General features: G+C 62.4%; 26 protein-coding genes and 1 pseudogene. 13 read left to right on the forward strand and 14 right to left on the reverse strand.

Annotated elements, in window-relative coordinates; genetic code table 11:
• The first annotated feature begins 25 nt into the window (after positions 1–25).
• The 7 genes and pseudogenes from livH to QQ992_RS22170 all read left to right on the forward strand — a co-directional run bounded on the left by livH (position 26) and on the right by QQ992_RS22170 (position 7,649).
• Positions 26–949 carry a high-affinity branched-chain amino acid ABC transporter permease LivH gene (gene livH, locus QQ992_RS22140; RefSeq protein WP_003254876.1) on the forward strand — a complete coding sequence of 308 codons (924 nt, stop codon included), beginning with the start codon at positions 26–28 and terminating at the stop codon, positions 947–949.
• Entirely contained in the window at positions 946–2,202 is a 1,257-nt protein-coding gene (locus QQ992_RS22145) for a high-affinity branched-chain amino acid ABC transporter permease LivM (RefSeq protein ID WP_286111043.1), read from the forward strand. The genes livH and QQ992_RS22145 overlap by 4 nt, the downstream gene beginning before the upstream one ends.
• Positions 2,199–2,966 carry a high-affinity branched-chain amino acid ABC transporter ATP-binding protein LivG gene (gene livG / locus QQ992_RS22150; protein WP_013973920.1) on the forward strand — a complete coding sequence of 256 codons (768 nt, stop codon included), beginning with the start codon at positions 2,199–2,201 and terminating at the stop codon, positions 2,964–2,966. Before QQ992_RS22145 ends, livG begins: the two co-directional genes overlap by 4 nt.
• On the forward strand, positions 2,967–3,668 hold the full coding sequence (locus QQ992_RS22155; protein ID WP_003254879.1) for an ABC transporter ATP-binding protein: 702 nt from the start codon (positions 2,967–2,969) through the stop codon (positions 3,666–3,668).
• Between the two features lie 136 nt (positions 3,669–3,804).
• Positions 3,805–4,479 carry a COG3650 family protein gene (locus QQ992_RS22160; RefSeq protein WP_286111046.1) on the forward strand — a complete coding sequence of 225 codons (675 nt, stop codon included), beginning with the start codon at positions 3,805–3,807 and terminating at the stop codon, positions 4,477–4,479.
• 103 nt (positions 4,480–4,582) lie between these two features.
• Entirely contained in the window at positions 4,583–6,190 is a 1,608-nt protein-coding gene (locus QQ992_RS22165; RefSeq protein WP_119368993.1) for an NAD(P)/FAD-dependent oxidoreductase, read from the forward strand.
• Positions 6,191–6,292: 102 nt separating this feature from the next.
• Positions 6,293–7,649: pseudogene (locus tag QQ992_RS22170) on the forward strand (IS3 family transposase).
• Between the two features lie 158 nt (positions 7,650–7,807).
• Here the strand turns inward: QQ992_RS22170 and QQ992_RS22175 are convergent.
• Entirely contained in the window at positions 7,808–8,272 is a 465-nt protein-coding gene (locus QQ992_RS22175; protein WP_009684613.1) for an outer membrane lipoprotein, read from the reverse strand.
• A gap of 147 nt (positions 8,273–8,419) precedes the next feature.
• Between QQ992_RS22175 and QQ992_RS22180 the strand changes: the two genes are divergently transcribed.
• On the forward strand, positions 8,420–8,653 hold the full coding sequence (locus tag QQ992_RS22180) for a hypothetical protein (RefSeq protein ID WP_286111047.1): 234 nt from the start codon (positions 8,420–8,422) through the stop codon (positions 8,651–8,653).
• Positions 8,654–8,793: 140 nt separating this feature from the next.
• On the opposite strand, the gene pdxH is transcribed toward QQ992_RS22180, so the two are convergent.
• From pdxH to dinG, 5 genes are all read right to left on the reverse strand, one after another.
• Positions 8,794–9,441, reverse strand: a complete 648-nt coding sequence (pdxH, locus tag QQ992_RS22185; protein WP_016713790.1) for a pyridoxamine 5'-phosphate oxidase — start codon at positions 9,439–9,441, stop codon at positions 8,794–8,796.
• Between the two features lie 18 nt (positions 9,442–9,459).
• On the reverse strand, positions 9,460–10,440 hold the full coding sequence (locus QQ992_RS22190) for an OmpA family protein (RefSeq protein WP_286111048.1): 981 nt from the start codon (positions 10,438–10,440) through the stop codon (positions 9,460–9,462).
• Positions 10,441–10,539: 99 nt separating this feature from the next.
• Positions 10,540–11,685 carry a serine hydrolase domain-containing protein gene (locus QQ992_RS22195; protein ID WP_286111049.1) on the reverse strand — a complete coding sequence of 382 codons (1,146 nt, stop codon included), beginning with the start codon at positions 11,683–11,685 and terminating at the stop codon, positions 10,540–10,542.
• A 109-nt stretch (positions 11,686–11,794) separates the two neighbouring features.
• Positions 11,795–14,029 (reverse strand): beta-galactosidase, encoded by a 2,235-nt coding sequence (locus tag QQ992_RS22200; protein ID WP_286111050.1) that lies wholly within the window; start codon positions 14,027–14,029, stop codon positions 11,795–11,797.
• Positions 14,030–14,108: 79 nt separating this feature from the next.
• A complete protein-coding gene (gene dinG, locus QQ992_RS22205; RefSeq protein ID WP_286111051.1) occupies positions 14,109–16,253 on the reverse strand; it encodes an ATP-dependent DNA helicase DinG in 2,145 nt (714 codons plus the stop codon).
• A gap of 98 nt (positions 16,254–16,351) precedes the next feature.
• Here dinG and QQ992_RS22210 point away from each other — a divergent pair, with 98 nt between their 5' ends.
• The gene (locus QQ992_RS22210; protein ID WP_286111052.1) at positions 16,352–16,816 is read left to right on the forward strand and encodes a CopD family protein; all 465 of its coding nucleotides are present in this window, start codon (positions 16,352–16,354) and stop codon (positions 16,814–16,816) included.
• A 149-nt stretch (positions 16,817–16,965) separates the two neighbouring features.
• Here QQ992_RS22210 and QQ992_RS22215 read toward each other — a convergent pair whose 3' ends face one another.
• The 4 genes from QQ992_RS22215 to QQ992_RS22230 form a co-directional block, all read right to left on the reverse strand.
• Complete coding sequence (locus QQ992_RS22215) at positions 16,966–17,724, reverse strand: collagen-like protein (protein ID WP_286111053.1); 759 nt, start codon at positions 17,722–17,724, stop codon at positions 16,966–16,968.
• Positions 17,717–17,992, reverse strand: a complete 276-nt coding sequence (locus tag QQ992_RS22220) for a DUF1145 domain-containing protein (RefSeq protein ID WP_016713783.1) — start codon at positions 17,990–17,992, stop codon at positions 17,717–17,719. The genes QQ992_RS22215 and QQ992_RS22220 overlap by 8 nt, the downstream gene beginning before the upstream one ends.
• Positions 17,993–18,090: 98 nt before the next feature.
• Positions 18,091–18,810 (reverse strand): PA1041 family peptidoglycan-binding anchor lipoprotein, encoded by a 720-nt coding sequence (locus QQ992_RS22225; protein ID WP_198751026.1) that lies wholly within the window; start codon positions 18,808–18,810, stop codon positions 18,091–18,093.
• A gap of 89 nt (positions 18,811–18,899) precedes the next feature.
• Positions 18,900–19,592, reverse strand: a complete 693-nt coding sequence (locus tag QQ992_RS22230) for a PA1041 family peptidoglycan-binding anchor lipoprotein (RefSeq protein ID WP_016713781.1) — start codon at positions 19,590–19,592, stop codon at positions 18,900–18,902.
• A gap of 159 nt (positions 19,593–19,751) precedes the next feature.
• On the opposite strand from QQ992_RS22230, the gene QQ992_RS22235 reads away from it, so the two are divergent.
• From QQ992_RS22235 to QQ992_RS22250, 4 genes are read left to right on the forward strand one after another with little or no spacing between them, the layout of a single operon-like run.
• Positions 19,752–20,246: a DUF6231 family protein gene (locus QQ992_RS22235; protein WP_286111054.1), complete on the forward strand. Its 495-nt coding sequence runs from the start codon at positions 19,752–19,754 to the stop codon at positions 20,244–20,246.
• Between the two features lie 2 nt (positions 20,247–20,248).
• Positions 20,249–20,725 (forward strand): YchJ family protein, encoded by a 477-nt coding sequence (locus QQ992_RS22240; protein ID WP_025754557.1) that lies wholly within the window; start codon positions 20,249–20,251, stop codon positions 20,723–20,725.
• A 2-nt stretch (positions 20,726–20,727) separates the two neighbouring features.
• Positions 20,728–21,204, forward strand: coding sequence for an LEA/WHy family protein (locus QQ992_RS22245; RefSeq protein ID WP_019096575.1), 477 nt, complete (start codon positions 20,728–20,730; stop codon positions 21,202–21,204).
• Positions 21,205–21,211: 7 nt separating this feature from the next.
• Positions 21,212–21,409 carry an SEC-C metal-binding domain-containing protein gene (locus QQ992_RS22250; protein WP_009684590.1) on the forward strand — a complete coding sequence of 66 codons (198 nt, stop codon included), beginning with the start codon at positions 21,212–21,214 and terminating at the stop codon, positions 21,407–21,409.
• Between the two features lie 31 nt (positions 21,410–21,440).
• Here QQ992_RS22250 and QQ992_RS22255 read toward each other — a convergent pair whose 3' ends face one another.
• From QQ992_RS22255 to QQ992_RS22270, 4 genes are read right to left on the reverse strand one after another with little or no spacing between them, the layout of a single operon-like run.
• A complete protein-coding gene (locus QQ992_RS22255; RefSeq protein ID WP_119368981.1) occupies positions 21,441–22,343 on the reverse strand; it encodes a pyridoxal-phosphate dependent enzyme in 903 nt (300 codons plus the stop codon).
• On the reverse strand, positions 22,340–23,551 hold the full coding sequence (locus QQ992_RS22260; protein WP_286111055.1) for an MFS transporter: 1,212 nt from the start codon (positions 23,549–23,551) through the stop codon (positions 22,340–22,342). Before QQ992_RS22260 ends, QQ992_RS22255 begins: the two co-directional genes overlap by 4 nt.
• Positions 23,548–24,336, reverse strand: a complete 789-nt coding sequence (locus QQ992_RS22265) for an alanyl-tRNA editing protein (RefSeq protein ID WP_119368979.1) — start codon at positions 24,334–24,336, stop codon at positions 23,548–23,550. The genes QQ992_RS22260 and QQ992_RS22265 overlap by 4 nt, the downstream gene beginning before the upstream one ends.
• The gene (locus QQ992_RS22270) at positions 24,333–25,046 is read right to left on the reverse strand and encodes a serine O-acetyltransferase (protein WP_286111057.1); all 714 of its coding nucleotides are present in this window, start codon (positions 25,044–25,046) and stop codon (positions 24,333–24,335) included. The genes QQ992_RS22265 and QQ992_RS22270 overlap by 4 nt, the downstream gene beginning before the upstream one ends.
• Positions 25,047–25,083: the final 37 nt, after the last annotated feature.

The following is a 25,083-nucleotide window of genomic DNA, read 5'->3' on the forward strand; positions in this document are numbered from 1 at the left end:
AAATCAGGTTTTTAGGAGCGCTGTAATGCCTGAGATCTACCATTTCTTCCAACAACTGGTTAATGGATTGACCATCGGCAGCACCTATGCCTTGATCGCCATCGGCTACACGATGGTGTACGGCATCATTGGCATGATCAACTTCGCCCACGGCGAGGTGTACATGATCGGTTCCTATGTGGCCTTCATCGCCCTGGCGGGCCTGGCCATGATGGGTATCCATTCGCTGCCTATCCTGATGACCGTCGCCTTCGTCGCGACGATCTTCGTCACCAGTGCCTATGGCTACAGTATCGAGCGCGTTGCCTACCGCCCCCTGCGCAACAGCAACCGTTTGATCCCGCTGATTTCCGCCATCGGCATGTCGATCTTCCTGCAGAACACCGTCTTGCTGTCGCAAGACTCCAAGGACAAGTCCATTCCCAACCTGATCCCCGGCAGCTTCTCCTTCGGGCCAGGTGGTGCTGAAGAAGTACTGATCAGCTACATGCAGGTCCTGGTGTTCGTGGTCACCCTGGTGGCCATGACCCTGCTTACCCTGTTCATCTCCCGTTCCCGCCTGGGCCGCGCCTGCCGTGCCTGCGCCGAGGACATCAAGATGGCCAACCTGCTGGGCATCAACACCAACAACATCATCGCCCTCACCTTCGTCATCGGTGCCGCCCTGGCCGCCGTGGCGGCCGTGCTGCTGAGCATGCAGTACGGGGTGATCAACCCCAACGCCGGTTTCCTGGTGGGCCTGAAAGCCTTCACCGCGGCGGTGCTGGGTGGCATCGGCAGCATCCCGGGCGCCATGCTCGGCGGGCTGGTGCTGGGTGTGGCCGAAGCGTTCGGCGCCGACATCTTCGGCGACCAGTACAAGGACGTGGTGGCATTCGGCTTGTTGGTTCTTGTCCTGCTATTCCGGCCGACCGGCATCCTGGGCCGCCCGGAGGTTGAAAAAGTATGAACAGAAATCTCAAACAGGCGTTCTTCAGCGCCTTGCTGGTATGGGCCGTGGCCTTCCCGGTACTGGGCCTGAAACTGAGCATCGACGGCATCAGCCTGATCGTGCACAGCCAGGGGTCGTTCACCATCAGCATCATCGCCGTGTGTTCGGTGCTGATGTTCCTGCGCGTGCTGTTCGACAAGCAGTGGAGTGCGGTGATGGGCAGCCGTTCGGATCGCAAGCTGATCCCGCCGGCCGTCAGCAACTACCTGACCCTGCCCAAGACCCAGCGCTACGTGATCATTGGCCTGATCGTCGCGGCACTGGTATGGCCGTTCTTCGGCTCGCGCGGTGCAGTCGACATTGCCACGCTTATCCTGATCTACGTGTTGCTGGGCCTGGGCCTGAACATCGTGGTCGGCCTGGCGGGCCTGCTCGACCTGGGTTATGTGGGCTTCTACGCCGTCGGCGCCTACAGCTACGCCATGCTCTCGCACTACCTGGGCTGGAGCTTCTGGGTGTGCCTGCCGATCGCCGGCCTGATGGCCGCCACCTTCGGCTTCCTGCTTGGCTTCCCGGTGCTGCGCCTGCGTGGTGACTACCTGGCGATCGTGACCCTCGGCTTCGGCGAGATCATCCGCCTGTTCCTGCGTAACCTCACCGACTGGACCGGCGGCCCCAACGGCATCAGCAACATCCCCAAGCCGGAGTTCTTCGGCCTCACCTTCGAACGCCGCGCCGCCGAGGGCATGCAGACCTTCCACGAGTTCTTCGGGCTGGAATACAACTCGATCAACAAGGTGATCTTCCTGTACCTGGTGGCGCTGTTGCTGGCCCTGCTGGCGCTGTTCGTCATCAACCGCCTGCTGCGCATGCCGATCGGCCGCGCCTGGGAAGCCCTGCGTGAAGACGAGATTGCCTGCCGTGCGCTGGGTCTGAACCCGACCGTGATCAAGCTCTCGGCATTCACCCTGGGTGCCTGCTTCGCCGGTTTCGCCGGCAGCTTCTTCGCTGCGCGCCAAGGCCTGGTGACGCCGGAGTCGTTCACCTTCATCGAGTCGGCGATCATCCTCGCCATCGTCGTGCTCGGCGGCATGGGCTCACAACTGGGCGTGATCCTCGCGGCCATCGTGATGATCCTGCTGCCCGAGCTGATGCGTGAGTTCAGCGAATACCGGATGCTGATGTTCGGTGCGCTGATGGTGTTGATGATGATCTGGCGTCCGCAAGGCCTGCTGCCTATGCAACGTCCACACATGGAGCTGCGTCGATGAGCCGCGAAATTCTGCAAGTCAGCGGCCTGAGTATGCGCTTCGGCGGCTTGTTGGCGGTAAACGGCGTAGGCCTGACCGTCAAGGAAAAACAGGTGGTGGCGTTGATCGGCCCGAACGGCGCTGGCAAAACCACCGTGTTCAACTGCCTGACCGGCTTCTACAAGCCCAGCGGTGGCACCATCCTGCTCGATGGCCAGCCGATCCAGGGCCTGGCCGGCCACCAGATTGCCCGCAAGGGCGTGGTGCGGACCTTCCAGAACGTGCGCCTGTTCAAGGAAATGACCGCGCTGGAAAACCTGCTGATCGCCCAGCATCGTCACCTCAATACCAACTTCTTCGCCGGCCTGTTCAAGACCCCGAGCTTCCGCCGCAGCGAGAAAGAGGCCATGGAGCGCGCGCAGTACTGGCTGGAGAAGGTCAACCTGACCGAGTTCGCCAACCGTACCGCGGGCACCCTCGCCTACGGCCAGCAGCGCCGCCTGGAAATCGCCCGCTGCATGATGACCCAGCCGCGCATCATCATGCTCGACGAACCGGCTGCGGGCCTGAACCCGAAAGAAACCGAAGACCTCAAGGCACTGATCGCCTACCTGCGTGAGTCGCACAACGTCACCGTGCTGCTGATTGAGCACGACATGAAGCTGGTGATGAGCATCTCCGACCATATCGTGGTGATCAACCAGGGCACCCCCCTGGCCCACGGCACGCCGGAAGAGATCCGCGACAACCCTGATGTGATCAAAGCCTACCTGGGGGAAGCGTAAATGCTGAAGTTCGAAAACGTTTCCACCTTCTACGGCAAGATCCAGGCGCTGCACAGCGTCAACGTGGAGATCAACCAGGGCGAGATCGTTACCCTGATCGGCGCCAACGGCGCTGGCAAGTCGACCTTGCTGATGACCCTGTGCGGCTCGCCGCAGGCGCACAGTGGCAGCATCAAGTACCTGGGTGAAGAACTGGTCGGCCAGCCGTCCTCGCACATCATGCGCAAGAGCATCGCCGTCGTGCCGGAAGGCCGCCGCGTGTTCGCCCGCCTGACCGTCGAGGAAAACCTGGCAATGGGCGGTTTCTTCACCGACAAGGGCGACTACCAGGAGCAGCTGGACAAGGTGCTGCAGCTGTTCCCGCGCCTGAAGGAACGCTACATCCAGCGCGGCGGCACCATGTCCGGTGGAGAACAGCAGATGCTCGCCATTGGCCGGGCACTGATGAGCAAGCCCAAGCTGCTGCTGCTCGATGAGCCTTCGCTGGGCCTGGCACCGATCATCATCCAGCAGATCTTCGACATCATCGAACAGCTGCGCCGTGATGGCGTGACGGTGTTCCTGGTGGAGCAAAACGCCAACCAGGCGCTGAAGATCGCTGACCGGGCGTATGTGCTGGAAAACGGCCGGGTGGTGATGCAAGGGACGGGAGAAGCGCTGTTGACAGACCCGAAGGTGCGCGACGCGTACCTGGGGGGTTAATCGGGAAAGGGCCTTCGGGCCCTTTTTTCTGCCTGCCAGAAATGTATCGCCAGCACTGGAAAGCAATAACTTGTGATCCGCCGCCAGCCTGCGTAACGTGGCCAGCTCTTTGGAAAAGATCCCCGGAGTTCGCCCCATGCGCCTCACCCCCACCCTGCTGCTCACCGCCCTGCTGCCCCTGTTCGCCGGCTGCCAACTGATGGCTAGCCCGCCAAGCGACCCGAACATCGGCACCACGCGCATGCAGGGCGAACTGCGTGCCGCCGGTGGCCAATTGCTGTTCAAGCCGTGCAGCGAAAGCCGCACCTTCGTGATCAACGACGTCGGTGCGACGGGCATCCTGCAAGAGGCCGCAAACCTCGCCAAGGACGCCAACGACAAGCTGTTCGCCGACGTCCGTGGTCGCCTCACCGGGAGCAAGCAGGCCAACAATGATGGTCAGCTCGAAGTGCGCCGCCTGTACCGCCTGGAACCTTCGACTCGCGCCTGCGAAGACCCCAACTTCAAGCAGCTGACCCTGCGCGCCAATGGCCATGAGCCCGAGTGGGACATCAAGGCCAGCGGCAAAGGCATGGTGCTCAACCGCGTCGGTCAAGAGCCCCTGCCCCTGCCCTTCCTGGAAGAAGAAGTACCTGGTGGCGGGTTGACCCTGACCAGCGAAGCCAACAATCAGCACGTGGAACTGTGGGTTTCACCGCAGCGCTGTGTAGACAACGCCACCGGTGCCATCCACCACCTGCGTGCCGAGCTGCGCATCGACGGCAAGACCCTGCAGGGCTGCGGTTACTACGGCGGCGCACGCGACAACTGATCGCCGGGCACTTTTATCCTGCCAGTCGGGGCGGCTAACAGCTTATACTTGGCGGTTTGTGTAAAGCCGCCGGCCGCCCATGGCCGGGATACTGGACCCTGCCATGCTACGAATCACCGAACTGAAGCTACCCCTGGACCATCCCGACGAAGCCCTGCGTGAAGCCATCGTCCAGCGCCTGGGCATCCGCGACGAGCAACTGCTCAGCTTCAACCTGTTCAAGCGCAGCTACGATGCGCGCAAGAAGAACAGCGAACTGCTGTTCATCTACACCATCGACCTGGAAGCCAGCAACGAAGCCGAACTGCTCAGCAAGTTCGCCGACGATCACAACATCGGCCCGGCGCCGGACGTCACCTACAAGTTCGTCGGCCAGGCCCCGGCAGGCCTGCAAGAACGCCCGATCGTGGTCGGTTTCGGCCCCTGCGGCATCTTCGCCGGCCTGCTGCTGGCACAGATGGGCTTCAAGCCGATCATCCTTGAACGTGGCAAGGAAGTACGCCAGCGCACCAAGGACACCTGGGGCCTGTGGCGCAAAAGCGTACTCAACCCCGAGTCCAATGTGCAGTTCGGCGAAGGCGGCGCCGGCACCTTCTCTGACGGCAAGCTGTACAGCCAGATCAAGGACCCGCAGCACCACGGCCGCAAAGTGCTGGAAGAGTTCGTCAAGGCCGGCGCGCCCGACGAGATCCTGTACATCAACAAACCGCACATCGGTACCTTCCGCCTCACCGGCATGGTCGAGCAGATGCGTCAGGACATGATCGCCCTGGGTGCCGAAGTACGCTTCCAGCAGAAGGTGACCGACCTGTTGGTCGAAGACGGCCAGCTGACCGGCGTGGTGCTGGAGAGCGGCGAGCAGCTGCATTCGCGCCATGTGGTCCTGGCGCTGGGCCACAGCGCCCGCGACACCTTCCGCATGCTGCACGCCAAAGGCGTGTACATGGAAGCCAAGCCATTCTCGGTCGGTTTCCGTATCGAGCACCCGCAAACGCTGATCGACAAGGCGCGCCTGGGCAAGTACGCCGGCCACCCGAAACTGGGCGCTGCCGACTACAAGCTGGTGTACCACGCCAAGAACGGCCGTTCGGTGTACAGCTTCTGCATGTGCCCGGGCGGCACCGTGGTTGCGGCTACCAGCGAGCCGGGCCGGGTGGTGACCAACGGCATGAGCCAGTACTCGCGGAACGAGCGCAACGCCAACTCCGGCATCGTCGTCGGCATCGACCCGGAGCGAGATTATCCGGGTGGCCCGCTGGCCGGCATCGAACTGCAAGAGCGCCTGGAAGCCCATGCCTATGTGATGGGGGGCAGCAACTACCAGGCACCTGCGCAATTGGTAGGCGACTTTGTAGCTGGCCGGCCCTCGACCGCCCTGGGCAGTGTCGAGCCGTCCTACAAGCCGGGCGTGACCCTGGGCGACCTGGCGCCAAGCCTGCCGGACTTTGCCATCGAAGCAATTCGTGAAGCGTTGCCAGCGTTCGACCGGCAGATCAAGGGCTACAACCTGCACGATGCCGTATTGACCGGGATCGAGACGCGCACTTCGTCGCCACTGCGCATTACCCGGGGTGAGGATTACCAGAGCCTGAACCTGAAGGGGCTGTTCCCGGCGGGTGAAGGGGCCGGGTATGCGGGCGGGATTCTGTCGGCGGGTGTCGATGGCATCCGCATTGCCGAGGCGGTGGCGCGGGATATGCTCGGCCTGTAATTTTGTATCGCCAGTAACGGCCCTTTCGCGGGTAAACCCGCTCCCACAGGGTGGACTGCCCCCAAGAAGTTGGACACCAATCCAATTTCTTGGGGTGTCCACATGAGCAAGTATTCAGACCAATTCAAGCTTACTGCCGTTCAGGCTTACTTGGAGAGTGGTGAAGGCTTCCGAACAGTAGCCCGCCGATTTTCCGTGGATTTCAGCCTGCTGCGGCGCTGGGTCTCAAGCTTCCAGAAACATGGACAGTTCAGTCTGCGCAAAATAGGCCAGCGGTACAGTGCGACCTACAAGTGCTCAGTCCTTGAGTACATGCACAAGCATCAGCTTTCCTTGCGTCAGACCGCCGCCCATTTCGGTCTCGGCCAGTCCTCGCAGGTAGGCATTTGGGCGCGGCAACACTACAGTGGTGACCCTGCACTGCCTGCTCCCAAGAAAAGAAAACCTGCTGCCATGCCGAAAAAGCCTTATCCCATCAAACCTACGACTTCCGATGACACAGAGAAAAGCCGCGACCAGTTGCTGGCCGAGCTTGAGTGGCTGCGCATGGAGAACGCCTACCTAAAAAAGCTGGAAGAACTGAAGAAGCAGGAACGAAGGCAGCCCAAAAAGCCCTGATCGTCTCGGCGCTCAAGGACCGGTTTCCCTTGGCCGCCGTTCTACAGTTGGCGGATCTGCCACGCAGTACGTTTTATTACCAGCTTCAAGCGCAGGCCAAACCTGACAAGCATGCTGCTCTGAAGCAGATGATTCAGCGTGTCTATCACGAGGAAAAAGGGCTATACGGTTACCGGCGCGTTGCAATCGTGATCCGCAATGGCGGCACCTTGGTTAACAAGAAGGTGGTGGAGCGTTTGATGGTCGAGCTTGATCTTCGCTCACTAGTACGGCCAAAAAAGTACCGGTCGTACAAGGGGGTTGTCGGCACCATCGCGCCCAACCTGCTGGAGCGAAACTTCCTCGCGCAGCGCCCGAATCAGAAGTGGGTGACCGATGTTACCGAGTTCAAAGTGGCTCAGGAAAAGATCTATCTCTCCCCTGTGATGGACTTGTACAACGCCGAAATCGTGGCCTACGAAGTGGCCAGCAGGCCGTGCCTTGGGCTGGTTACCAACATGCTGGACAAGGCCTTCGAGCGCCTGGGAAACAAGCCGAAACTGGTGCTTCACTCAGATCAAGGCTGGCACTACCAACACTCGCAGTACCGCCACAAGCTGGCAGAGCAAGGGCTGAAGCAGAGCATGTCACGCAAAGGAAACTGCCTGGATAATGCGGCTATGGAGAGCTTTTTTGGTACGCTTAAGTCCGAGTTTTTCTACCCGAAGCGCTTCGAGAGCGTTGAAGAACTGAAAGCTGGTCTGGATGAGTACATCCACTACTACAACCATGACCGCATCAAGCTAAAGCTCAATGGCATGGCCCTGTGAAATACAGGACCCATGCTGCGGCTGCTAGCTGAAACTGTCCAACTTTTCGGGGGCAGTCCAGGGATCGCACAACATTTTAAAGCTGTGCTGTACCTGTGGGAGCGGGTTTACCCGCGAAGAGGCCCTGACAGGCATTAAAAAACCCCGACTGGCAAGCGCCATGTCGGGGTTTTGTTTTACTGCGCTACGGTCAGTGCGAAACGCGGCTGGTACCGTCAACGGTCATGATGCGTACACGGTCGCCCACGCGGAAGATTTCATTCTCCTGCACGGCCTGAACGTAGGCGCGCATGCTGCCATCGTCCTCACGTACGGTGATCTCGACGCCTTGGGTGCGCGTCAGGCCTTCCTCGGCAGCGGACCCGGCCAGGCCGCCGGCAACAGCACCGATCACAGCTGCCACGATGCTGCCACGACCACCGCCTACGGCACTACCGGCAACGCCACCCACGATGGCGCCAGCGCCACCACCGATCGGGGTCTTGGTACCCTCGATCTTGACCGGGCGCAGGGATTCGATGGTGCCCATGCGCACGGTTTGCACGCGGCGGGCTTCGTCACGGGAGTAGCTATCACCGGTCAGGCTCGAGGCACAGCCCCCCAGCAGCAGCGACATGGTGGTAAAAGTCGCCACCAGCAAAGCGGATTTACGCATGGGTAAAGTCTCCATAAGTCAGGTGCTCATTAGACGCTGCACATTGACGGCTGTCACGGTACAAACGTAATAAAATTGTTTTCATTCAGCCGGGGGACAGCCTGCCGGGCTGTGTCGAAGGCCTTTCAAGTGAGACCAAGGATAGCCATGGATTACTTCATCGTCGTGGTCACCACCGTTGCAGGGCTGTATTTTCACGGGTGGTTGTATGTGCGCATGCGCCGCTGGATGGACCGTGACCTGGCGTTGTCATTGGCGGGGGCGGATGCGGGGAAGCGCGCATATATGCTGGAAAGGTTGGCGCAGGCGCGGCGGGAGAAGGTGGGGCGTAAACAGCTGGGGAGATGGTTGGAGCGTGAGGCGGCGGGGTATTCGGGGTAGCCTGATCTATCGCCGGGGCCGCGTTGCGGCCCATCGCGACACAAGGCCGCTCCTACAAGGGAACGCGCCAGTTGCTGGATACACGATCTCCTGTAGGAGCGGCCTTGTGTCGCGATGGGCTGCAACGCAGCCCCAAATTCTCAGGGTGCCAGACGCTCGCGCTGCCATTGCCCATCAACCAGCCGATAGTTCAGCCGGTCATGCAGGCGGCTCGCCCGGCCCTGCCAGAACTCGATGCGCTCAGGCAGCAAACGGTACCCCCCCCAATGCTCAGGGCAATGTGGCTGGGTGTCCGAGAAGCGTGCCTCAGTCGCCTTGACCAGCCCCTCCAGTTCTTCACGCCCGGCAATCACCCGGCTCTGCGGCGAAGCCCAGGCCCCCAGGCGGCTGCCCAGCGGGCGCACCTGGTAGTAGTCGTCCGACTCCTTGGCCGTGACCTTTTCCACCCGCCCCTCAATGCGCACCTGGCGCTCCAGCGCCGGCCAGAAGAAGGTCATGGCTGCAAAGGGGTTGGCTTGCAGCTGCTGGCCCTTGGCGCTGTCGTAGTTGGTGAAGAAGGTAAAACCACGCGTGTCGAGCCCCTTCAGCAGCAGCACACGGCAATGCGGGCGGCCTTCGCCGTCGACAGTGGCCAGGGTCATGGCATTGGCTTCCACCGGTACCTGCTCGGTTTTCACCGCATCGGCAAACCACTGGTGAAACAGGGCGAACGGCTCACCCGGAGCCTGGGCTTCGGCCAGGCCATCACGGGTGTAGTCGCGGCGCATATCGGCCAGGGATTGGGTCATTGCTGCGTTCCTTGACGATCAGTTGGTCTTCGCAGGGCTGTTGGCAGCTACTTTCTTGTCAGTGGTAGCTTTCTTGGCGGCTGGCTTGGCCGGCGCGGCTTTCTTCTTGGCGGTGGTCTTGGCTGGAGTCTTGGCCTTGGCTGCTGGTTTTTTCGCCACTGGCTTCTTCGCTGCTGGCTTGCTGTCGGCGGCCTTGGCAGCCGGTGCCTTGGCATCCTGAACCGCAACCATCGAAGCCGGCGCAGGTGCCGGGCCGGCCTGCTGGTATTTGGCCAGCAGTGCGACCATGGTGTTCTGCGGGGTCAGCAACATTTCAACACGGCGGTTCAGGGAACGGCCTTCGGCGCTGTCGTTGGCGGCACGTGGCATCACCGAGCCCATGCCCTTGAGGGTCAGGCGGTCACGCTGCAGGCCGCTGAGGCGGAAAATGGCCGATACCGACGCGGCGCGCTCAAGGCTGAGCTTCTGGTTGGCAGCTGCAACACCGCTGCTGTCGGCGTGGCCGAGCACCAGCACGGCAGTTTTCGGGTCACCTTCGACGGCCTTGGCCACTCGGGTGATCGGGCCGAGCGTCATGGGCAGCAGCATGTTCGGGCGGTCAGGGTTGTACGAGCTGTCTACCGGCAGGGTTACCGCGAGCACATTGTCGCGACGCTCCAGCTCCAGCTTGCTGTCCTTGATGGCTTCGCGCAGCTTGGGCTCGTACTCGTCCAGCCAGGCCTGGGTGGCCTTCTGGTCGATCTTCGGCACCACAGGCCCTTTGGCTTGCTTGTCATCACCACCGAACGGCCACCACCAGCGGCTGGCGCTTTCAGACTTGGCATCGGCTTTGGCCACGTTTTCAGTGACGGCTGCCTTCACTTCCTGCTCGGCGACCTTGTCCGAACCGAAAGGCCACCAGCTGGAGCCACCTGCCTTGGAGCCTTCCGGAGAGTGGCTGGCACAGCCGGTAACGGCGGTCAGGCACAGGGCGAGTGCTAAGGTTTTATGTGAAGACATCAGCGATACACCATGAAATTAAAAGAAATTTTGCCCACACACATAAGGCGTTGGCATTGAGGATAGTCAAAGGGCTGGGGCAATACCCGCATTACCCGATCAAAGGCAACTGGCAAGGACACGCACCAGCTTCTGGGCTCGTGGGTCCATCAGCACATAAGGGCCGAGGGTATTGACCACGAAGCCGAACGCCACATCGTGCTCCGGGTCGGCAAAACCGACCGAGCCACCGGCACCGGGGTGGCCAAAGGCACGTGCGCCGAGGCCGAAGGTGGCATTGGCCACATCGGGCTGGTCGAGCATACAGCCGAGGCCGAAACGGGTCTGGGTGAGCAAGGTACGGTCCTGGCCCAGGCTGTGTTCACGGGTCAGTTCATCGAGCAGTTCGGACTCGAGCAGGCTGCCGTCCAGCAGCCCGGCATAGAAACCCGCCAGGCTGCGTGCATTGCCATGGCCATTGGCCGCCGGCTGCTGCATGCGCCGCCATTCCGGCTTGTTGGTGCTGGTCAGGATTGCTGGCGGGTTGGTGAAGGCGCGGGTCGACAACGCCTCGGGCTCACGCATGGTCACCTGCAACAGGCGCTGCGCGGCGGCATCCCCGGGGTTGCCCTTGCCACGGGCGATATGCGCCACGCGGTGGAACTCTTCATCTGCCAGGCCAACATGGAAGTCCAGCCCAAGCGGGCGGGCGGTACGGGCCACGATCGAGTCGCCAGGGCCACGGCCATCGGCACGACGGATCAGTTCGCCGATCAGCCAGCCGTAGGTGATGGCCGCATAGCCGTGTTCCGTACCTGGAGCCCACCAAGGTGTCTCGGCCGCCAGGGCATCCACCATGGCCTGCCAGTCATACAGGGCTTCGGCTGGCAGCAGTTCACGGATGGCAGGCAGGCCGGCACGGTGGCTAAGCAGTTGGCGCAGGGTGATCGACTGTTTACCCGCTTGGGCAAACTCGGGCCAGTAGTTGGCCACTGGCGCATCGAGGGCCAACTTGCCCTCGCCCACCAGTTGCAGGGCAGTGACGGCAGTGAAGGTCTTGGTACAGGAGAACAGGTTGGCGATGGTGTCGCTGTGCCAGACCTGTTGCCCGTCCTTGTCGGCGCTGCCGGCCCACAGGTCGATGACGGTTTCGCCCCCCACCTGGATGCACAGCGCGGCGCCACGCTCCTGGGGATCATCGAACAGCGCGGCAAAGGCTTCGCGCACGGCTTCGAACTTCAGCTCATAGTGACCCTGGATCTGCACCCGCTGTACCCCGTACGACCATGTTCAAAAAAGGTGTGCATTGTTTCAGTAGTTGGGTGTTTTGCAAACTGGCTTGGGCCAAATGGTCGCGACGAACGGTAACCTGCACTCAAGGCGCCGGCTTTTCCAGCTGGGTACGCAGTTGGCTCACGGCCTGCAGGTTGCTCTTGCGCACCGCGTCGACAAACCCTGGGTAGGGCATATCCGTAATCGCGACCAGCCCCAGGTGCCCATTCTCGCCGTCGAGCAGGCGGCCGCTAGCCGGCTGATCGAGGTACTGGAACCAGTGGGCACCCACGATCATCGGCTGCGCCAGGGCCGCCTTGAGGAAGTTGCCATAGGCCGGGCCACGGTCCTCTTCCCGCGCCACCTCCAGCGGCCCTGGCCAGAACGGCCCGCGATCGCGCGAACCGAACTGGAACTCGGACACCAGCACCGGCTTGTCGAGCTCGGCCAGGCGCGCGAAGTCGTAGCCGTCCTGCGGCTTGAGGGTATAGAAGTTGAAGCTGAGCACATCGCAGAATTCGGCACAGGCCTTGACCGCCTCCGGCGTGCTGACCGCATAGCGGCCCCCCAGCAGCAGGTGATTGGGGGCATGCCATTTCAATGAGTCGGCAATGGTCTTGAAGTAAGTCTCGGCAAACACCTGCTGGAAGTGCTGGTAGTCGCGCTCGATTTCCGGGTGTTCCGGGTTGGGCAACGGTGCCTCGAAGCCCGGGTCTTCCATCAGCTCCCAGGCGGTCAGTTCGATGCCCCAGGCCTTGGACAGCCCCTCCTGGTTACGGTACTTGTCGCGCAACTGCTTGAGGAAGGCGCGTTTGGCCGGCACGTCGGTGGTCAGGCGCAAGGTGCCATAGGCCAGGCCATAGCGGGCTTTGGGGTCGTTACCGGGGGCAGCCCACGCCAACTCGTTGTCGGCGAAGTAGCCGATCAGCCAAGGGTCGTCGCGGTGATCGCGGGCGGCAATGGCCACGGCGCGCTCTGTAGCCATGGCAAAACGTGGGTCGAACGGGTCGGGCATACTGCCCCACCAGTCCATGCCGGTGCTGATGCTGGCGTAGTCTCCCACGATCGACAGCGGCAAGGTGTAGGGCATCCGCTTGGCCTGGCCCAGGGCAGGCTCGCTCCAGTTGCCGATCGTGTTGAACCCCCAGGCCTGCAACCGGTCGAGCGCATGCGCCTGCCAGCGGGCAGCATCCAGTACCAGCGGCGGGCAGTTGGCTGGCTGCCCTTCCAGGGCCGGCGGGCAGGGTTTACCGTAGGTACGCTGCAGGTTGGCAGCATAGAAGTCGAACCAGCGCCCTTGCTTGAAATTGCGCCCTTGCGACGAGGCATTGCCATCGTCGTTGTTGCCTTCGCCATAGAATGCCGCCAATGCCTCGCCCTCACCCGGCAATGCCTTGAACATGCCTTCACGGCCGGCGACGTAAGTACGCCCGCCATCTGCAGCTATCGCATTCACCCCCAGGGAATAGAACGGGTGCCCCTCGGGCGTTACCAGGTACCAGCGGCCATCACGCTTTTCGGTACGGAAAAACCCTTTGGCCTCGAACGCCGGCCCGGCAACAAGCCCGCCGTAGCTGTCCAGTTGCTGCTTGTCACGCTCAGCCAGCCAGCCCTTGAGCTGTTGCTGCTCGCGCTTATCGGCCGCCTTGAGTTGATCGTCATTGGCGACCTTCTCTGGCCAGTTGGCGCGGGTGGACTGGCCGTAGGCATCGATCAGCTCGTGGTAGGCCGCCTGGTAGGCCTGGTCGTCATCCTGGATGCCCACCCGTTCGATCAGCAGGTTCTGGGCCACCTTGGGGTTGGGGATGCTCAGGCTGACCGAGGTCACCTGCTTGAGGTCAACCGCGCCAGCGCTGCTGGTCAGTAGCAGGCGCTGGCCGCCGTGGTTCCAGGGCATGGGAGGGCCGGCGCGCATGCCCTGGCTCAACGGCGAGCTGGCTGTCAGTGGCACCATCACGGTTTGCGCAGGGCCGGCCGGCAGGTCGATGCGGCTGGTCAAGGTGCGGCCATCGCTGCCTTGCACCGTAACATCAACAGTCAGTGCCCAGTCCATGGCACTTTGCAGGCGCAAGGTGAGAAATTGCCCTGCAGACCAGTCCCACACCCCGCCTTGCGGGCTCAGGCGCAAGGTCGGTCGCGGGGCCGGGTTGAACACCACACGTCGCAGCACCTCGCCCTCGGCCGTTTGCTCCGCGTTGTACTGCGGCATGCCTGCATCTTCGGTCGCCACGTTGACCACCGAGGCCGGGCGCACGAAGCTGAACAGCGTCTGCTGCCCGGCCAGCAAGGGCGAGCTGAACAACAGGGCGAAAACGGCGGGCAGGGTACGGCGGACCATAAGGCTGGGGCTCTCCTTCAGGGCCGTCATGGCCCAAGACTGAGTAATGGACAACGCGCCGGAGCAAGTGCTCCGGCGGTCAGGAAATCTCCCGCCGGAACGGCGGCAGCGCATTGAGAATAGCCTTGCCGTAGCGCTGGGTGACCAGGCGCCGGTCAAGCAAGGTGATGACGCCGCGATCCTGCTCGGTACGCAGCAGACGGCCACAGGCCTGGATCAACTTCAACGAGGCGTCGGGTACGGCAATTTCCATGAACGGGTTGCCACCGCGAGCCTCGATCCACTCCGACAAAGCGGCTTCCACCGGGTCGTCGGGCACGGAGAAAGGTATTTTGGCGATGACCACATGCTCGCAGTACGCACCTGGCAGGTCGACACCTTCGGCAAAGCTGGCCAGGCCGAACAACACGCTGTGCTGGCCATCATCGACCCGCGCCTTGTGCTTGTTCAGGGTTTCCTGCTTGGACAGGTTGCCCTGGATCAGCACCAGCTTGCGCCAGTCACGGTCCAGGCCGTCGAACACATCCTGCATTTGCTTGCGTGACGAGAACAGCACCAGCGCGCCACGGGCATCCTCGACGATGTTTGGCAGCTCACGGATGATCGCCGCCGTATGTGCCGCCGCATCGCGGGGGTCGGCCTGCAGGTCGGGGACCCGCAGCAGGCCGGCATCGCCATGCACGAACGGGCTGGGCACCACGCAGGTGACGGCATCGCGCGGCAACCCCGAGCGCATGCGGAAGCGATCGAACTTGCCCAGCGCGGTCAACGTCGCCGACGTGACCAGTGCGCCGTGGGCAACGCTCCACAGGCTGCGGCGGAGCATCTCGGCGGCGAGGATGGGGCTGGCGTTGACTTCGATGTCGAACAGTGCACCACTCTCGGCCAGCGTCAGCCAGCGAGCCATGGGCGGGCTGTCTTCCGGGTCCTCGGCGGTAAAGGCCGTCCACAGTTCCCAGTTGCCCTGGGCACGGGTGACCAGGCTGCCAAACAGCGGGTACCACTCTTCGGCCTGATGGCTGGCGATGCCGATATTGACCTCGCCATCCATGCCCTCCTTGAGCAGGTCGGCCAGGCGGGTGAACAGGTCGTTGAGACGGGCAAAGCCCTTTTTCAGTTCGATACCCACTTCGCGGATCTGCTCTGGCACCACACCGCCCTCGAAGCGGTAACGCGGGCGTTCGCGGCCTTCGGTATCCTCGCTGGGGCGGAAGTCTGCCACCTGCTCGCACAGGGTGAACATGAACTGCTGTTGGGTCCGCACTTCCCGCGCCAGCTCCGGCACCTGCTCGATGTACTTGCCAAGGTCACCGGGCAGCGGGTGCTGAGCCAACAGTTTGGTCAGGTTCTTGGCGGTCTGTTCCAGCCAGTCGGCAGTGGAGCGCAGGCGCGAATAATGGGCGAAATGGCCGATGGCCTTGTCTGGCAGGTGATGGCCTTCGTCGAACACATACAGGGTATCGCGCGGGTCGGGCAACACTGCGCCACCGCCCAGGGCCAGGTCGGCCAGCACCATGTCGTGGTTGGTGACGATCACGTCGACCTTGCCCATGCCTTCGCGGGCCTTGTAGAACACGCACTGCTGGAAGTTCGGGCAGTGGCGGCCTGTGCACTGGCTGTGGTCGGTGGTCAGCCGTGCCCAGTCCTGGTCTTCCAGGGCCTCGGGCCAACTGTCACGGTCACCGTCCCAGCGGTTGCCAGCGAGCTTCTCGATCATGCTGTTGAACAGCTTCTGGCTGCGCTCGTCGACTTCGATGCGGAAGCCTTCCTCCTCGAACAGCTGGGCGGTGGCCGACTGGGCATGGCCTTCCTGCAGCAGGATGTCGAGCTTGGACAGGCACAGGTAGCGGCCACGGCCCTTGGCCAGGGCGAAGCTGAAGTTGAGCCCGCTGTTGCGCATCAGGTCGGGCAGGTCCTTGAAAACGATCTGCTCCTGCAGGGCCACGGTCGCGGTGGCGATCACCAGGCGCTTGCCGGCGGCCTTGGCGGCCGGGATGGCTGCCAGGCTGTAGGCCACGGTCTTGCCGGTACCGGTGCCCGCCTCGACCGCCACCACGGCAGGCTCGCCGGCACGGCGGCCTTCATCGTCGCAGGCGATGTCGCCAAGCACCCTGGCCACTTCGGCGATCATCAGGCGCTGGCCATAGCGCGGCTTGAGGCTCTTGGCTTCGAGAAAACGCGAATAGGCGCCCTGGATGGTGGCTTTGAGTTCGTTGCTGATCATGGTCTGCAGGCGCCCGAAGGGCTGGATATATTTTCAGTGTTTCACACGGGGCGGCTATCATACCCCGCTATTGCCTATTATGCCGCATGGAGATCCGGATGCTTGCCTTTGCCCTGCCCTACACACTGCATGTCCTGGCTGCCCTGGTATGGGTCGGCGGCATGTTCTTCGCCTGGCTGGTGCTGCGCCCGGCAACGGTTGCAGCCCTTGAGGGCCCTGCGCGGCTGCGCCTGTGGGTGGAAGTTTTCCGACGCTTCTTCGGCTGGGTCTGGGTGGCCGTGGCGATTTTGGCGATAAGTGGTATCGGCATGTTGCACATGCGCTTCAGTGGCTTCGAGACTGCGCCAAAGTACGTGCAGGTGATGATCGGCGGCGGGATCGCCATGTTTGCCTTGTTCATGCGCATTCAGGCGTTGCTGTTGCCCGAGCTGAAGGCAGCGGTGCAAGCCGAGGACTGGCCGACGGGTGCGGCAGTACTCGGGCGGATTCGGCGGATGGTGGGGATCAATCTGCTGCTGGGGCTGGCTGTGGTCGCCGTGGCCAGTTCGCGGCTGATGTTCTGACAGGCTCTACGCGGTCCCTGTAGGAGCGGCCTTGTGTCGCGATGGGCTGCGCAGCAGCCCCAGGTTTCAGCGTTTCCACACAAATTGCTGGTGCTGCTGCGCAGCCCATCGCGACACAAGGCCGCTCCTACAGGGGGGCGCGGCGTGGTTCAGAGCCGCTGCAAGATCAGCTCACCCGCGGCACCCGCCAACCCAGGTTGGCCCGGCTGTCCCGGCCGGCCATTGGCCCCGGCGTCGGTGCTGTACACAAGGCAACCTTTACTCGCCCCGCCTTTACCCGCCTTGCCTGCCGCCCCGGCCTTGCCCGGTGCGCCGCCATCCAGGCGCACCACAACGTGCTCCTGCGGGAACCCTTGCGGCAGGCTCAGACGAATGCGCCCACCCGGAGCACCGTCGTGCCCGTTGCCGCCATTATCGCCATTGGCACCGCGACTGGCCTGGCCCCATGTGCAACCACCTGCCTGGCCATTGGCACCATCAAGCCCCACGTACCCCGGCGCACCGGCGCCGCCACGGGCATCGATCGCCACCCGCTCGGCATCCAGCTCAGCCAGTTTCAGGTCCAGACTGCGGCCCGAGCGGGCTGCCCGCTGGTAGCTACCGGCAGCCCCTGGGGCACTGAATTCACTGCCTTCGCCCAACCTGGCGCTGCGCGCCTCGATCAGCAACGGGCTATCGGAAGGTGCAATGGCGATACGCGCATCACGCCCCAGCTCCAGCTGATCGACCTTCAATTCCGCAAGCGAGGCAGGCAGCAGCAGGGTTGCCGAATCAGCGACACGCAAGTGCGTGAGGTGCACGCTGGCCGACTTGTCGGGCAGGCGCAGCATGGAATTGGCGGCGACTTCCAGGCTTTCGGCCTGAGCCAGGGGAGTGGCCAACATGGCCAGCAACATCAGATTACGCATTTCGCGGCGCCTCCTGCGCACGGGGAATGGACATGACATGGAAGATACCCGTCAACAGGATCTGCAATCGGTCGAACCAGCGGTGGCTGCGCCCACGCAAGCTGCCATTGAAGAACAGCACTTCGAGCAGGTGCAGGCCGAACAGGAAGATACCAGCGGCATTGATCAGCAGATTGAAGGGCAAAGGTTGTGGCAACAGCTGATTGAACAACACCACACCCCAGAAAGCGACCGTCAGGACCTTGCCCAGGCCCAGGATGAACTTCATACCCCGCCCCTATCGATTGTTGTTATGTCGAGACGGCCCGATCGAGCGGGCCGTGCGACCCACATTAACTGCAATGCCAAGGCAGGCGCCAGCACCGCTCAGTTGAGGTGAAGCTCCACCCGTCGGTTGCGCGCGCGGCCCTCCTCGGTTTCGTTGTCGGTGACCGGCTCGCTTTCCCCACGCCCTTGGCTGGTGACCTTGCCGGGCTCCAGGCCCTGGCTGATGAGGTACTCGGCAACACTGCTGGCACGGCGCTCGGAAAGCGCCTGATTGTAGGTGTCGGAGCCCACGCTGTCGGTATGCCCGATCACGGCGACCTTGGCTACCGTCGGTGAATTGAGCTTCGCCACCAGGCCTTGCAGCCGTTGCTGGGCCGCCGGGGTCAGGTCGGCGGAATCGAAGGCGAACATCACCGCGCCGTTGTCATCCAGGATGATGACCTCAGGTGCAGGTTCGGGTGCGGTAGCAGGGGGAGCTGCCGGATACACCTTCAACGGGCACCCCATGTGGTCGACCGCCGTGTTGGCTGGGGTGTCGGGGCAACGATCGCGGCGGTCGAAAATACCGTCGCCATCTTCGTCACCGTCCTGGGCGTAGCAGATCAGCCCCCCGGTAATGGCGCCCAGGGCGCCGCCACCTGCGGCCCAGGCAGAACTTTCGATAGCGCCCAGGCCGCCACCGACCAGGCCGCCCAACAGGCTGCAGATGGGCCAGGTCCTTTGGTTGAGGGGCGCGCTGCCATCACTGTGAGTAGCGCAGCCTGCGAGCAGGCTGGCAGCCACCAACAGCGGCAATGCCGCCTTCGACGTCACACTCATGCTGAATGCTCCTGTGTCATTGGCCACAAACGGCTGACCGGCATCAAGACGCGCCCGTGCCACTGCTCAAGGCACGGGCGCATGCCGTGTTACCGCTGGATCTTGATCTCGGTACGACGGTTCATCGCACGCCCTTCGGCCGTGGCATTGTCAGCCACCGGTTGGGTTTCACCGGCACCGACCACCGAAACGAAGCTGCTGCGCGGTACGCCGCTCTCGACCAGGTAATCGGTCACCGAGTGGGCACGACGTTCGGACAGTTTCTGGTTGTAGCTGTCGGAACCGACACTGTCGGTGTGGCCGCTGACACTCAGGCGGGCGGATGGCGCTTCCTGTTTGAGGCGCGTGGCAATGGTGTTGAGGCGCTCTTTGTCGCGGGCGGTCAGCTTCGCAGAGTCGAATTCGAAGTGCACATCGCGAATGACGATGACCTCTTCTTTCTGCACCACCACTTCCTCGACCACGGCTGCCGGCTCAGGCGGGCACCCGTTGGCATCGACCTGCACCCCACGCGGGGTGCCAGGGCACTTGTCACGGCTGTCCGGCACGCCGTCGCCATCCTCGTCGCCATCTCCATGGGCCCAGCAGTAACCCGCCGCCAGGCCACCGCCCAGCAACGCGCCCCAGCCAGCCCAGCTGGAACTTTCAATAGCGCCCAATGCGGCGCCGCCTACACCCCCGACGGCGGCACATTTCGGCCAGTCGGTTTTTTGCAAACCTGCACAACCAGTCAACACACTGGTGAGCAGTACCAGGGGTATCGCTGTGCGTACTATGCTCATTTCATTGCTTCTCCTAGGGGGAATCGGCATAAGGCCGATCTCTGGGAGTAAAGACCGCGCATTCCAACCCTGCCAGCAATAAGCCACGACGCGGTCACATGCCTCTTTGCCCGCAGGCTGCGGCCCGCTAGTCTTGGACGACTTGAACGAGGATTGGCAATGACCGAAGGTTTCTCCCAACGTACGCCGCAGCAGGCTTTGGCAGCCCTGCTGGAGCGTTTCACCCCGCAACGCCTGCTGCTGGTGGGCACACGCTTCCCGGCGCTCGACGCCTTCGCCGCGGCACACCCGCAGGTGACCATCGCCACAGCGGCCCCCGGCCCGCTTCCGGCCGAGCTTGCGGCCCAGCGCTTTGACCTGGCGGTGCTGGTGGACTGCCTGGAGCACCTGCCCAAACGCACGGGCCTGGAACTGCTCGGCGGCATCCGCAACCTCAATGCCAGCCGGGTTGCCGTGCTGGCCGACCTGGCCGCCTGCGGCTGGCAAGACACCGACTTTTTCGCCCTGGCCCTGTCGGCCAGCGAGAAATTCTGCCGTGACCAGCAGGTATTGAGCCTGTTCACCTATGATCTACATGACTACAAGCAGGTCCCGGACTGGCTCAACGCCAGGTTCTGGGCCAACCCTGAAAACTTCGGCAAGTACTGGTGGTGATGATGAGTGTCTCGGTCTGCCCTTGTGGCAGTGGCAACCTGCTTGACGCCTGCTGTGGGCATTACCATGCCGGCACCCCGGCACCCGATGCCCAGGCGCTGATGCGCTCACGCTACAGTGCCTACGTACTGGGCCTGGTCGACTACCTGGTGGCCACCACTTTGCCCGCCCAACAAGCCGACCTGGACCGTGCCGCCATGGCCGCCTGGAGCGCCCAGAGCACCTGGCTGGGCCTGGAGGTAGAAAGCGCCGAAGTACTCGGTGGCCAACCGGAACACGGCTTTGTCACCTTCACCGCACGCTGGCACGACCAGGAGGGCGACCACCAGCACCGTGAACGCTCGGCGTTCGTCCAGCATGCCGGGCGTTGGTACTTCATCGACCCTACGGTCGGGTTGAAGGCCGGGCGCAACGACCCCTGCCCCTGCGCCAGCGGGCAGAAGTTCAAGAAATGCTGTGCCAGTTACGTCGGGAGCTGAACATGAACGCCCGCGCCCGTCTGCTGCTGCTCGGTACACTGATGGCATGGCTGGCGGGCTGCAGCAGTTGGGGCGGTGAAGACTGGCGCGAACCCGAGGTGCGCCTGGTCGAGGTCGAAACGGTCAAGGCCAGGTTGCTGGAGCAGGAATTCGTGCTGCACCTGCAAGTCGACAACCCCAATGACAGCCGCCTGTTCATCCGCAACCTGTCGTATGCCGTACGCCTGAACGACCTGCTGCTGGTGCAGGATGAAACCAGCGTATGGCGCAGCGTGGGCGGGCATGCCCGGCGTACCTTCAAGATCACCGCGCGTACCAACCTGTGGCAGCACCTCAAGCCGCTGGCCAAGCTGCTCAGAAGCAAGCAACCGCTGCATTACACCCTGCAGGGCGAACTGGCGACCGGGCTGCTTATCCATCGGGACCTGCACTTATCGCGCAGTGGTGAGATAATCCCCGGCGATCACATCCCGGAGTAACCCTGCAATGTCCCAACAACCCCACGTTCATGGCCCTGACTGCAACCACGACCATGATCACCACCATGACCATGGCCATGTTCACGGCCCGCACTGCAACCACGGCCACCAGGAGCCGGTACGTAACGCCCTGAAGGACGTTGGCCGTAACGACCCGTGCCCATGCGGTAGCGAGAAGAAGTTCAAGAAGTGCCACGGCGCCTGATCTGACGTTGCCCCCTGCTGAGGGCCTTGGCCTAGGCGGCCTTGCGCCGGCTCGCCCCCAGCAGGTCCTGGTACCACAGGCCGGCGTCATAGGCGATGGTCACCACAGTGGTCCCGGCATACCGCGGGTGCTGGGCCATGCGCTGAGCAACGGCCAGGCAGGCGGCAGCGGTATTGCCCACGAAAATGCCACTTTGCATGTAGAACCAGCGCTGCGCAGCCAGCATCTCTGCGTGTTGCACCTGGGCCCGCTCGTCCACCAGCGACCAGTCCATGAAGGGCGGGCAAACCCCAACCGCCATCCCTTCGAAGCGGTGGTCGGCAAACACACCCGCCCTTGAGTCGCACCCGCTGGGGTCGACCAACACCGTCGACACTTCGAAACCGTGATCTTTCAGCCCCAGCGTAATGCCCGTGAAGCTTGCACCCGTACCCGCACAGCCAACAAACAGGACTTCCCGCCCTGCCCCGGCGTTGGTCAGTTGCACGGCCAGCTCGCTGGCCGTCTGGTAACGGTGGGCTTCGATACCCACCGGGTTGTTGAACTGGTCGGTATAGAAGTATGACTTGCCCAACGCGGCCTGGTTATCCAGGTGGTGCATGACCACATCCTTGGGGGTGGCACCGGCCATCAGCATTTCCTTGCCGATCAGCCGGGCGCCGAAACACTCGAGCAAATCCCGCTTGGTCTGGCTGAAGCTCAGCCCGACCGCCAGCTCCACCGCAACCTGGTACTGGTGACAGGCCGCCAGCAAGCCGAAGCCGAAACTGCCACCGGTTTTCTCGATGACGGTTGTCACACCGGGAATGATGTCGCCATTGCGCACGGCATGCTCGACGATGCGCCGGGCCGCCCGGTATTTGTGGCTTCCTCCCGGGTTGTTCATTTCCAGCTTGGTGTAGATGCGATCGCTGACACTGATGAGCTCGCTCATTTGCGGCTACCTTCCATTGAAGTATGCAGGCAGGCCTTGTTCTGCAGCAGGCCGGCAGTGGCAACCAGCAGCCCGATGCACAGGGCCATGCAGATGGCGTTGGTGCCATCCCAGCCGACCGTGCTCAGCAACAGCGAAGGGCTGAACGCGCCGAGGGTGGCGAAGATGGCAATGGCCAGGTCGTTCTTGCCCTGCATCTGCATCGCTGCCGGGCTGTTCTGCAGCGACTGGGCCAGCAAGGCGCCGCCGCCTACATACGTCAGGTTCCAACCCAGCCCGAGGGCAATCAGTGCCAAGGTCATCATGGCGTAGCTGTGCGACCAGATATTCAGGGCCGAGCAGCCGATCAGCAGGGCCAGGCCCGCGCAAATGGTGGTCCTGATACCCAACCGCTGGATAATTGCACCGGTGAAGAACGACGGGGCAAACATGGCAATCACATGCCACTGGATCGCCAGGCGTACGTCCGAGAAGTCCTCGTGCATGTGCTTCATGTGCATCGAGGCCTGGATCATCAGCAGGTTCATGATCCCGTAGCTCAGTGCAGCAACGCCCATTGCCACCACCACACTCGGGCTTAACGGCTCGGTACGTGGGCGGGCCGACTGGGCGGCGCTGTTGACCGTGCGGGTCACACCGCCATCGTCTGGCAGGCAAAGGGCAATCAGCAGTGACAGCAGCGCCAGGCCGACAAACGCGGCATAACACAGCGAAAACAGTGGATAGCCGCCAACATCACGCAGCCACTCGGTGAGCGTCGGCCCGACCACCGCGGCGATGACGCCCCCCGCCACAACCAGCGAAAGGGCTTTGGGTTTCAGGGCCTGAGACAGATTGTCGGTGGCCGCGAAGCGGTTGAAGTTGGCGAAGGCGATATACACACCCAACGCAGAATGGCTAAGGACCAGCGTTGCAAAATGCTGGTGCTCCACCGCCAGAAAGCCGCTGACACCCGACAATGCCAGAGGAATGGCGCCCAGCATGAAGGCCTTTTTGCGGCCGATGCGGCTCATCAGCCTGGAGACCGGGTAGGTTGCCAGCATCAGGCTCAGAAACTGAAACCCGTACGGCACCGTGGACCACGCGGCATCAGGCGCCAGCGCCGCGCCGACAATGGCGGCCATGGTCACGGACATGACCGCTGTGGTCAGGTTGATCGACTGTGCGGTGAAATACAGGTACGTGCGCCGCGGTAACGTGCTGTTCATAGTGCGTGCCCGTGGTAGGTGGACAGGTCGATTTCGGCATCGGGAAACGCGCAGATCAGCCGTTCCTTACCTTTGCCCAGGCGTTTGCGCCTGACGCTCAGGCGCCCGATACGCCCTGGTGAATCGAGGTGTGTGCCACCGCACGGAATTTCGATGCCGTTGTAGGTCCACAAACGTGCGTCTTCCAGGCCCTCGACCGCGTAGTGCTCGATGGGTGCATCGCAGCCGATCAGGTCGTTGGCCCGCCGCTCTATTTCAACCACCTCTTCGGCCGTGAAAGCGTCCTCGACCAGGAAGTCGAAACGTGCCGAATCCTCTTTGATGTGGCAGCCGATGGTCCATTGCTGCAGCTCTTCACGCAGCCCGATAGCAGCGGCATACAGAAAGTGACTGGCACTGTGAGACAGCGTCAGCCGTTCGCGCCGTTCAATATCGATGGTGATGCGGGCCGGCATGCCTGGCGTGACGTCATCCAGCAAGTGCAGGTCATCAGGGTGCAGACTGTGAATAATGATGCCGCCCAGTTTTCCGCCTTTGAAACCTTCGAGGCGAATCGGGCTGCCATACAGTTTTTTCACCCAGACAAAGCGCACAGTTCCCACAGGTAATTCAATGGTGCCGAAGTCTGCTTCCTGGCCGCCGCCTTCCGGATAAGCCACGGTACTCTGCAATTCAATGCCATCACTGTGCACGCGTGTTACTTGCGTATCAACGCCGGCCAGGTACTGGTCTTTGTAATACAGCTTTTCGGTATTGCGTAAAACTTCATAGTTCAGAGCGTTCATGGTTCCAGTACCACCTGCAATGATGTTTTAACCTGTACCCGGGCAGCAGCGGGAACATCTTTGGTAATAATGCAGCCCGGCCCGATAAATGCGCCGTCACCGACGTGGATAGCGCCCAGCACACTGGCGAACGCGCCGATTTGTACCCGGTTGCCCAAGGTCGGGTGCCTGGGGCTTGAAGGGTTGCCGCTGATACCGCGGGCGCCCAGGGTGACGCCGCCCAGCACGTAGCAATCGTCACCAATGGTCGAGGTTTCGCCTATGACGGTGCCCATGCCGTGATCGATGATGAAGCGTGCGCCAATACGGCTACGGAAGTGGATCTCGGCCCCGGAGAGCATTTTGCCGCGCCTGGAGATCATGGCCGCCAGGCATTGACCGCCGGCGCCATAGGCAGCAGCGGTATTGTTGTAGATCCAGTGGGCGAGCCGATAATGCAGAACGGCAGAATAAGAGGTGTACGTTCTTGCAATGAATACCAGGTCGCGGCCAGCTGCCGGATCTTTCAGGGCAAAGGCCTGCAAATCGGCATGGGCTTGTTCGGTGACACACTGAATAACCGCAGTTTCTTTAAACGCTTCGAATTCATCAACTGAACAACACTCCAATAGCGCCGATGTAACAAGGTTCCTTACAACCTTGAATGTTTCCGGTTCATCAGGCACAGGTAGCCTGGCAATGACGGCTGATTGCATATCCATAGAGTGCATGGGCTCGATATCCAGTTGTCTGGTTGAACAGACGCTT

This window comes from Pseudomonas kurunegalensis, assembly GCF_030291635.1.
In the GTDB taxonomy this organism is placed as follows: Bacteria; Pseudomonadota; Gammaproteobacteria; order Pseudomonadales; family Pseudomonadaceae; genus Aquipseudomonas; species Aquipseudomonas monteilii.

Excerpts from the sequence above, each read along its gene's own strand:
- QQ992_RS22235 (WP_286111054.1), top strand. The coding sequence starts at position 19,752 with ATGACCGAAGGTTTCTCCCAACGTACGCCGCAGCAGGCTTTGGCAGCC.
- pdxH (WP_016713790.1), bottom strand. The coding sequence starts at position 9,441 with ATGACCCAATCCCTGGCCGATATGCGCCGCGACTACACCCGTGATGGC.
- QQ992_RS22165 (WP_119368993.1), top strand. The coding sequence starts at position 4,583 with ATGCTACGAATCACCGAACTGAAGCTACCCCTGGACCATCCCGACGAA.
- QQ992_RS22255 (WP_119368981.1), bottom strand. The coding sequence starts at position 22,343 with ATGAGCGAGCTCATCAGTGTCAGCGATCGCATCTACACCAAGCTGGAA.
- QQ992_RS22245 (WP_019096575.1), top strand. The coding sequence starts at position 20,728 with ATGAACGCCCGCGCCCGTCTGCTGCTGCTCGGTACACTGATGGCATGG.
- QQ992_RS22200 (WP_286111050.1), bottom strand. The coding sequence starts at position 14,029 with ATGGTCCGCCGTACCCTGCCCGCCGTTTTCGCCCTGTTGTTCAGCTCG.
- QQ992_RS22175 (WP_009684613.1), bottom strand. The coding sequence starts at position 8,272 with ATGCGTAAATCCGCTTTGCTGGTGGCGACTTTTACCACCATGTCGCTG.
- QQ992_RS22225 (WP_198751026.1), bottom strand. The coding sequence starts at position 18,810 with ATGAGTGTGACGTCGAAGGCGGCATTGCCGCTGTTGGTGGCTGCCAGC.
- QQ992_RS22260 (WP_286111055.1), bottom strand. The coding sequence starts at position 23,551 with ATGAACAGCACGTTACCGCGGCGCACGTACCTGTATTTCACCGCACAG.
- QQ992_RS22240 (WP_025754557.1), top strand. The coding sequence starts at position 20,249 with ATGAGTGTCTCGGTCTGCCCTTGTGGCAGTGGCAACCTGCTTGACGCC.
- QQ992_RS22190 (WP_286111048.1), bottom strand. The coding sequence starts at position 10,440 with ATGTCTTCACATAAAACCTTAGCACTCGCCCTGTGCCTGACCGCCGTT.
- QQ992_RS22250 (WP_009684590.1), top strand. The coding sequence starts at position 21,212 with ATGTCCCAACAACCCCACGTTCATGGCCCTGACTGCAACCACGACCAT.
- QQ992_RS22210 (WP_286111052.1), top strand. The coding sequence starts at position 16,352 with ATGCTTGCCTTTGCCCTGCCCTACACACTGCATGTCCTGGCTGCCCTG.
- livG (WP_013973920.1), top strand. The coding sequence starts at position 2,199 with ATGAGCCGCGAAATTCTGCAAGTCAGCGGCCTGAGTATGCGCTTCGGC.
- QQ992_RS22215 (WP_286111053.1), bottom strand. The coding sequence starts at position 17,724 with ATGCGTAATCTGATGTTGCTGGCCATGTTGGCCACTCCCCTGGCTCAG.
- QQ992_RS22180 (WP_286111047.1), top strand. The coding sequence starts at position 8,420 with ATGGATTACTTCATCGTCGTGGTCACCACCGTTGCAGGGCTGTATTTT.
- QQ992_RS22230 (WP_016713781.1), bottom strand. The coding sequence starts at position 19,592 with ATGAGCATAGTACGCACAGCGATACCCCTGGTACTGCTCACCAGTGTG.
- QQ992_RS22160 (WP_286111046.1), top strand. The coding sequence starts at position 3,805 with ATGCGCCTCACCCCCACCCTGCTGCTCACCGCCCTGCTGCCCCTGTTC.
- QQ992_RS22270 (WP_286111057.1), bottom strand. The coding sequence starts at position 25,046 with ATGCACTCTATGGATATGCAATCAGCCGTCATTGCCAGGCTACCTGTG.
- QQ992_RS22145 (WP_286111043.1), top strand. The coding sequence starts at position 946 with ATGAACAGAAATCTCAAACAGGCGTTCTTCAGCGCCTTGCTGGTATGG.
- livH (WP_003254876.1), top strand. The coding sequence starts at position 26 with ATGCCTGAGATCTACCATTTCTTCCAACAACTGGTTAATGGATTGACC.
- dinG (WP_286111051.1), bottom strand. The coding sequence starts at position 16,253 with ATGATCAGCAACGAACTCAAAGCCACCATCCAGGGCGCCTATTCGCGT.
- QQ992_RS22220 (WP_016713783.1), bottom strand. The coding sequence starts at position 17,992 with ATGAAGTTCATCCTGGGCCTGGGCAAGGTCCTGACGGTCGCTTTCTGG.
- QQ992_RS22155 (WP_003254879.1), top strand. The coding sequence starts at position 2,967 with ATGCTGAAGTTCGAAAACGTTTCCACCTTCTACGGCAAGATCCAGGCG.
- QQ992_RS22265 (WP_119368979.1), bottom strand. The coding sequence starts at position 24,336 with ATGAACGCTCTGAACTATGAAGTTTTACGCAATACCGAAAAGCTGTAT.